This is a genomic window from Halomonas faecis (genome assembly GCF_010993975.1).
Taxonomy (GTDB): Bacteria; Pseudomonadota; Gammaproteobacteria; order Pseudomonadales; family Halomonadaceae; genus Halomonas; species Halomonas faecis.
Genome location: NZ_JAACZO010000025.1, coordinates 1 through 6,734 on the forward strand (window position 1 = coordinate 1; position 6,734 = coordinate 6,734).

Below are 6,734 nucleotides of genomic sequence, written 5' to 3' on the forward strand. Positions count from 1 at the left end.
ATGGCAACGGCGGTGTCCGTAGGCTGACGTTTTGGCGAATATCAGCTTACTCGGATTTACCGCCGTTTCTCTATCCTGACCTCGCTCAGCGCCCTGCTCATTTCACGCCAGTCTGCGAAGAACCAAACTTCTCCGCGTAGATCTCGCTGATCCAGTCGACGAACACCCGCACACGCGGCGACAGATGCCGCCGATGGGGGTAGAGCGCCGAAACCGGTAATTCAGGACTCGGCCATTCGCTCAGCACCTCGACGAGTCGCCCTTCATCTAGAGCATCTTCGACATGGTAACGCGGCACCTGGATCAGGCCGCAGCCACGCAGGGGGCACGCTGCGTAGCTTCCCGCATCGTTGACCGATATCCAGCCGCCCGCCGTGAACTCCCGCGCTTCGCCACCGACGATGAGATCGAAGCTGTCATCGGTGGCACCGCCACTGGAGAAGAATTTCACCGCTTGATGGTTGGCCAGCTCGTCGGGGTGACGCGGCTTGCCGGCCTGGGTCAGATAGCCGGGACTGGCGCAGATGACTTGCGGCATCGCGGCCAGTCGGCGTGCGATGAGGGTCGAGTCGTCCGGGGTGCCGGCGCGGATCGTGCAATCGACGCCTTCACCCACCAGGTCCACCAGCCGTTCGCCACTGCCGAGGACCAGCTCGATGCCGGGGTAACGACGGCGGAAGTCGCCGATGGCGGCTGGGGGCGTGCCGGCGAGACACTGACGCTCGAGAAGGTGGGACTGCCGCCCAAGACGACGTCGTAAATCGCAAGGTGTGGCAGCGGCCAAGGAAAGTGGCCGCTGCCTTCCCCACAAGAACCGATCCCGCCATCCGCCCCCCCCAACCGGCCGATGGCCGTGTTGCTTTTCCATGCGGCGGCAGTGATCCTTTACGGACATGTTCATTGGCTTATGTAATGAACATGACCCACTGAACGTCGTACGAGGAACGCGTTATGCCGTTGGAACTCTGGCTCTCCTTCTGCCTGGCTTCGCTGTTGATCATCGTGTCCCCTGGCCCCGCCGTGGCCCTGCTCGTCGCCACCGGGGTCAATCGTGGGCGACGGGCCGCCCTGGCCATGCTTCCCGGCTTCTTCGTGGGCGACCTGCTGGCCATGACCCTGTCGTTCGCCGGGGTGGGCGCACTCCTGATGACTTCCGCCGAACTGTTCCAGATTTTGAAGTGGGCCGGGGCTGCCTATCTGCTGTACCTGGGCATCAAGATGTGGCGCGAGGCCGGCCGGCTGGGCGATCTGCAACCTTCGGGCACGGACATCCGGCTCGGCACGGCCAAGGCGTTTCTCGTCACTGCGCTGAATCCCAAGAGTCTGGCCTTCTTCATGGCCTTCATGCCCCAGTTCGTGGCGCCCAGCCAGCCTCTGTTGCCGCAGTTGGCCATCCTGTTCTCGACCTTCCTGGTCATCGGCGTGCTCAGCGATCTCGCCTACACCTTTTTGGCCACCACCGGCGGCCAGCTGCTGAGCGCCCGGTTTCGCCGCATCCTGCACCGCACCGGCGCCGGCAGCCTGATCGGGGCGAGCGCCCTGGTCGCCGCCATGCGTCGACCCTGAGGGGCCCGACAGGAAGGCCGTTACGCTCTGCCGGTCATTGCAGTGATTCTTGCCTGCTGGCAGGTTGTTTTCTCCGAATCACAGGCACCAAGGATTCCATGGAAATCGATCTCTATCAGGTGGATGCCTTCGCGCGTCGTCCCTTCGAGGGCAATCCCGCGGCGGTATGCCCGCTGACCGAGTGGCTGGACGATGCCACCCTGCAGGCCATTGCGGCGGAGAACAACCTGTCCGAAACCGCCTTCTTCGTGCGCGAGGGGGCGGGGTATCGCTTGCGCTGGTTCACGCCGGTGGCCGAGGTCGACCTGTGCGGACACGCCACCCTGGCAAGCGCCTGGGTGATCTTCAACGAACTGGGCGAGGCGGGCGAGTCGCTGCGTTTCTCCACCCGCAGCGGCGAGCTACGGGTCAGTCGCACCGGGGAAGGCTTGGCGATGGATTTTCCCGCCAAGCGGCCCGAGCCGATGGCTGACCCCGAGCCGGTGCTGGCTGCTCTGGGGTTGGCGCAAGGCGATGTCGTGATGACCGACGACATTCTCGTCGCGGTGGAGGACGAGGCCACGATCGCGTCGTTGGTGCCGGACATGGCCAAGTTGGCGACGTTGCCGGGGCGCGGTGTGGCGGTCTCGGCACTGGGGCGGGACTTCGACTTCGTCTCGCGCTGGTTCGGGCCCAAGGTCAGCGTCGAGGAGGACTCCGTGACGGGCTCGGCTCATACTTCGCTGGTGCCGTACTGGGCCGGGCGGCTGGGCAAGACGAAACTGACGGCCCGGCAAGGGGGCGCCCGCCAGGGGCAATTGACCTGTGAATGGGTGGGTGACCGGGTCATCCTCACCGGCCAGGTGGCCCCCTATCTGCGAGGAACGATTCGGCTCTGAGGAGCGCGCCCCATGGCGACACCGCAACCCACTCTCCGCCCCGAAACGCCCGGCGACGGCGAGGCCATCGAGACCGTTACCGTGGCAGCCTTCCGCGAGGCGCCGCACAGCGATCATACCGAGCAGCATATCGTGCGGGCACTCCTGCTGCTAAGTTGTTTCTATCGAGGCCGATAACGGCGGGGAGGGGCCCACGATGGAACAGCGCATCAGCCTGATCACCTTGGGGGTGGAGAACCTGGCGCGGGCGCGCCGCTTCTACGAGGAGGGGCTCGGCTGGCGGGTAGGTATGGCCGTGGAGGACGAGGTGGTGTTCTTCCAGCTCAATGGGCTGATCCTCTCGCTTTATGCTCGCGCCGACCTGGCGAAGGATGCCGGAGTGCCGGACGCGGGCGGCGGCTTTGCCGGTATCAGCTTAGCCCACAACGTACGCTTGGAAGCCGAGGTGGACGCGGTGCTGAACGAGGCGCAGCGTTCCGGTGGGCGGATCGTCAAGCCGGCGGCCAAGGCGGAGTGGGGCGGCTACTCCGGCTACTTCGCCGACCCCGACGGCCACCTCTGGGAGGTGGCGCACAACCCCTATTTCCCCATCGACGATCAGGGTAATGCTTGGTTGGGTTAAACTTGGGTAACGGCAGGGAGGCCGGATGCTCGCCTTTGGTATTGCTTACCTCATCCTGATTCTTTTCAGCTTGTGTGCCGAGCCGCGTTGGCGTCATGGCGGGGCGTTGGGCGTGCTGCTGTTCACCTATCCCATGAGAGTCTAAAAAGACAGTGCGGGGCAAGACGTCATCGGCATGTCGCTCCCGGCGGGCTATGTTACCTTAGCGTTGCCTCATGAAATCACGGAACGCCGGCAGTAATGAATGCCTTGCAACGTATTACCCGTTACTTTCGACAGTCGCTGATCGACACGGAACGCCTGTGTCCCGCCGACAAGGATGTGCTGCCTTTCACCAATCCCGATCGACCGGCTAAGCCGGAGGATGCCTTCGTCGCCTTGCCCAGAGAAGTTTGGGTGTTGGGCGAGATTGCGCAGCCCCTGGCGGAACGCATCGTTGAGAGCCATCAGCGCAAGGCCGGTAAATGGCTCGATGAGGTCGAGCTGGTGTTGTTGCCACGCGTCGATCTGATTCGGGCGGTGGGAGGCGCAAAGGATAATCGCCAGCGCGAGGTGCTGCTCCCCCTGGTGGTCTTCGTGCGCTTGCATCGCGACGGCAGTCTTCGGCCGTCGGATAAGGCGCCCTGGGTTCCCCGCGAATGGTTGGGGCCGAATCAGGGAGCGGCGGCGCCCATCGCCGACCTGGTCGCCGTCGATGCATTCATGACCCAGTATCCGTTTGCGGGCGTCGAAACGTGGCAGGCGCTGGTCGCTTATTGCACGCGGCTGCTGTGCTGGCTGGCAGGCGCCGGTCAGGCCGCACCGGATGATGATGCGACGAGTATGTCGCTGTTCGACATTGCCATACATGATGACTACGCCTGCGTGAATCTCAGTCTCCTGCAGGTGGAAACCCCACCCGTGGTCGGGGCAAAACAGAAAATGCTGACGGTGCTGGACTCGCTGGTAGAGCTGGCCTCGCCACCCGCGCTCTACCGGCGCTATGTGAACGCAACGTCGCCTACCCTGATGGCTAACCGGGAACGGGGAAGCGACACCGCGCTGGCAAGGCGTCACCTGGCCCAGATGACTGGGGAGTTTCCGCTCTCGCCCAAGCAGCGCAACGCCTTGCACCATGTCCTGATGCAGGGTGAGGGCGAGATACTGGCCGTCAATGGGCCTCCCGGCACCGGCAAGACGACGCTGTTGCGTTCGGTAGTCGCCAACCTGTGGACGCAGGCGGCGCTCGAAGAAGCCGAGCCACCCTTGATCGTGGCGTCTTCGAACAACAATCAGGCCGTCACCAACATTCTGGAGAGTTTCGCGCGGATCGACGAATCTGGCCTCGATAGTCGGCTGGCGGGCCGCTGGCTGCCGGAAGTCGACAGTTATGGCCTCTACTGCTGTTCGAGCGGCAAGGCCAAAGACAAGAAGAATACTTATCGTTATCTGGGGCCGCGCGGTGAAGGTCCCATGTCGCAGTGGCAGAGCCGTGAGTTCGTCGAGACGGCGCGTGAACACTTCCTGACCCTGGCCGAGGCGTGGCAGGGCAAGCCCACTCATGACGTCGAGGCGGTCAAACAGGTGCTGCATCAGGCGCTGCAAGATTGCCAGCATCGGATCGCCGAGGGCATCGAACGCCGCGATCGGTGGCAGGCCGTCGACAGCCAGGTCGTCGAGGCGCATGGGGATATCGAGACCTTGCACAATGCCCTCGAGACGCTAACCCAGCGGCAGGAGAAGGAAGAAGCCCGAATCACAACCTGGCGGGAATGGCTCGATGAGCTCTATGACCTGTGGGAGGCGCGCTCGCTCTGGGTACGTCTGGGCTCGCTGATGCCGTTCATCGGTCCGAGATTGCGCCGAGAGGAACAGCGCAAGACGGCAAGACGGCTCAATCGATGGGACTTGACCCTCGAGGATCACAGCGACGAGGCCGTCGAGTCCTGGTTTCGCGAACGCATCGAGGCGTATCGGGAATCGCTGGCGAAGTGCCTGAAAACGCTGGCCGATTACCAGGCGCTCGAGACACGCTACTGCGAGGCCATGAATGCCTTGGAGAGCTGGATCGATCAGCATCGCCCCGACGAGTTGTTCGCTAAGACGCCAGCGGCGCAGGTCGATGAGGTCAACGACCGGGTATGGCGCTTCCAGGCCTTCAAGCTGGCGACTCACTACTGGGAAGCAAGGTGGCTGCTGGAAACGGACGATTTTCTGCGCCGCAACGACAGCGATAGGAAATCGCCTCATAAAGTGCTGCGCAAGTTGCGGCGTTTCGCCAAGCTAACGCCTTGTTTCGTCTCCACGTTCTACATGACGCCGTCGACCTTCATGGCGGGAGAATTTCAGGATGATGTTTGGCAGGACATGCCCTTGTTCGGTGAAATCGACCTATTGGTCGTCGACGAGGCGGGTCAGGCACTGCCCGATGTGTCGGCGGCGAGCTTCGCCTTGGCCAAGCGGGCGCTGGTGGTGGGCGATACCGATCAGATCGAGCCGGTATGGAGCCTGCCCGCCAGTGTGGACCGTGCCAACCTGCACCTGTATGACCTGTTCGAGGATGAAGCGCACTACGCCGAGTTCTGGCTCGAGAGTGGCCTGCTCGCCAGCAACGGTAACCTGATGCGAGTCGCGCAACGCCAGTGTTTCTACCACCAGTTTCCCCAGCTACAGCGCGGGCTGTATCTCACCGAGCATCGGCGCTGCTTCGACGACATCGTCGCTTACTGCAATGCGCTCGTCTATCAGGGCGTGCTCGAACCGTTGCGTGGCAAGCCGCAGGAAACCGTGCCCTGGGGCACGCTGACGCTGGTGCCAAGCGAGGCGCCATCGCAATCCTACGGTGGCAGCCGGGGCAACCCAGGCCAGGCGCGGCAGATCGCGGCGTGGTTGAGTGCCGAGCGTCAGGCACTTCTCGATTATGCGCGCCGTCAGGACGAGAAATTGCAGCAGTGCGACGATGCCGAGGTACTGAAGAAAACCGTCGGCATCGTCACGCCTTTCAGCAAACAGGCCATGCTGATCCGCCATGAGCTCAAACGTCATGGATTCGAAGGGATCACGGTGGGGACGGTGCATAGCTTGCAGGGCGACGAGCGGCGGTTGGTGCTGTTCTCCAGCGTTTATGGGCTCAATGATCGTAACGTCGGCAAGTTCTACGATCGTGGCCATAACATGCTCAACGTGGCGGTTTCCCGTGCCAAGGACGCCTTCGTCGTCTTCGGTCATCCCGAGGTCTTCGGCAAGGAAAGCGCTGGGTCGCCATCCGGTCTGTTGCGCCGTCGGTTGCACAGTGATGAGGCTATGGCCTCATAAACAGGCTGCCGCCTCTGGCCCTCCTTCATTGCCGGTGAGCGGCCTGCTTTTGCAGCAACGAATGCCCTGTACGGATGGAACACAGAAGGTTACGTCTTGCATGACACACTCCGACCGCACCGCTTGCCCCTGCGGCAACGGTAGTTCGCTCGCCGGCTGCTGCGGGCGCTATCACGCCGGCGAGCCGGCACCGACCCCCGAGGCGCTGATGCGCTCGCGCTACAGCGCCTTCGTGCTCGAGCTTGCCTATAGAGCGACAATTACTCTGGCCGGTGGACGACAACTATTCTGACCGGTTGCCCTAAGCTTGACCGCTTGTCCTGACCCACCAGGGAGACGGTATGGCGGTCACCAGCCAACAGGTCACGCTCTAC

At 63.1% G+C, this 6,734-nt stretch carries 7 protein-coding genes; 6 read left to right on the plus strand and 1 reads right to left on the minus strand.

The window, feature by feature from the left end; genetic code table 11:
- Positions 1 to 97 precede the first annotated feature (97 nt).
- Positions 98 to 784 carry a LysR substrate-binding domain-containing protein gene (locus tag GFD32_RS11710; protein WP_240455631.1) on the minus strand — a complete coding sequence of 229 codons (687 nt, stop codon included), beginning with the start codon at positions 782 to 784 and terminating at the stop codon, positions 98 to 100.
- Positions 785 to 951: 167 nt separating this feature from the next.
- Here GFD32_RS11710 and GFD32_RS11715 point away from each other — a divergent pair, with 167 nt between their 5' ends.
- The 6 genes from GFD32_RS11715 to GFD32_RS11740 all read left to right on the plus strand — a co-directional run bounded on the left by GFD32_RS11715 (position 952) and on the right by GFD32_RS11740 (position 6,652).
- Positions 952 to 1,566, plus strand: a complete 615-nt coding sequence (locus tag GFD32_RS11715; protein WP_163576807.1) for a LysE family translocator — start codon at positions 952 to 954, stop codon at positions 1,564 to 1,566.
- 98 nt (positions 1,567 to 1,664) lie between these two features.
- Entirely contained in the window at positions 1,665 to 2,444 is a 780-nt protein-coding gene (locus GFD32_RS11720; protein WP_163576808.1) for a PhzF family phenazine biosynthesis protein, read from the plus strand.
- A 12-nt stretch (positions 2,445 to 2,456) separates the two neighbouring features.
- A complete protein-coding gene (locus tag GFD32_RS11725) occupies positions 2,457 to 2,621 on the plus strand; it encodes a hypothetical protein (RefSeq protein WP_163576805.1) in 165 nt (54 codons plus the stop codon).
- Positions 2,622 to 2,640: 19 nt separating this feature from the next.
- Positions 2,641 to 3,066, plus strand: a complete 426-nt coding sequence (locus GFD32_RS11730) for a VOC family protein (RefSeq protein WP_163576809.1) — start codon at positions 2,641 to 2,643, stop codon at positions 3,064 to 3,066.
- 240 nt (positions 3,067 to 3,306) lie between these two features.
- Positions 3,307 to 6,360, plus strand: a complete 3,054-nt coding sequence (locus GFD32_RS11735) for an AAA domain-containing protein (RefSeq protein WP_163576810.1) — start codon at positions 3,307 to 3,309, stop codon at positions 6,358 to 6,360.
- 100 nt (positions 6,361 to 6,460) lie between these two features.
- Positions 6,461 to 6,652: a YchJ family protein gene (locus GFD32_RS11740; RefSeq protein WP_240455632.1), complete on the plus strand. Its 192-nt coding sequence runs from the start codon at positions 6,461 to 6,463 to the stop codon at positions 6,650 to 6,652.
- Positions 6,653 to 6,734 lie beyond the last annotated feature (82 nt).